Origin of the sequence: Stenotrophomonas sp. LST15-1-1.1, from assembly GCF_040815575.1 — a bacterium.
In the GTDB taxonomy this organism is placed as follows: Bacteria; Pseudomonadota; Gammaproteobacteria; order Xanthomonadales; family Xanthomonadaceae; genus Stenotrophomonas; species Stenotrophomonas lactitubi_B.
Genome location: NZ_JBFPNJ010000021.1, coordinates 1 through 256 on the forward strand (window position 1 = coordinate 1; position 256 = coordinate 256).

General features: G+C 50.0%; 1 rRNA gene. It reads right to left on the reverse strand.

The window, feature by feature from the left end:
• Positions 1-256: ribosomal RNA gene (locus MRBLST15_RS10280) — 23S ribosomal RNA — on the reverse strand; the annotation flags it as partial.

Genomic DNA, 256 nt, shown 5'->3' on the forward strand with positions numbered 1-256 from the left:
TTATCGTTACTCATGTCAGCATTCGCACTTCCGATACCTCCAGCAGACTTCTCAATCCACCTTCAACGGCTTACGGAACGCTCCTCTACCGCGTACATATAAATATGCACACCCCAAGCTTCGGTTCTGTGCTTAGCCCCGTTAAATCTTCCCCGCAGACCGACTCGACCAGTGAGCTATTACGCTTTCTTTAAAGGGTGGCTGCTTCTAAGCCAACCTCCTGGCTGTCTGTGCCTTTCCACATGGTTTTCCACTT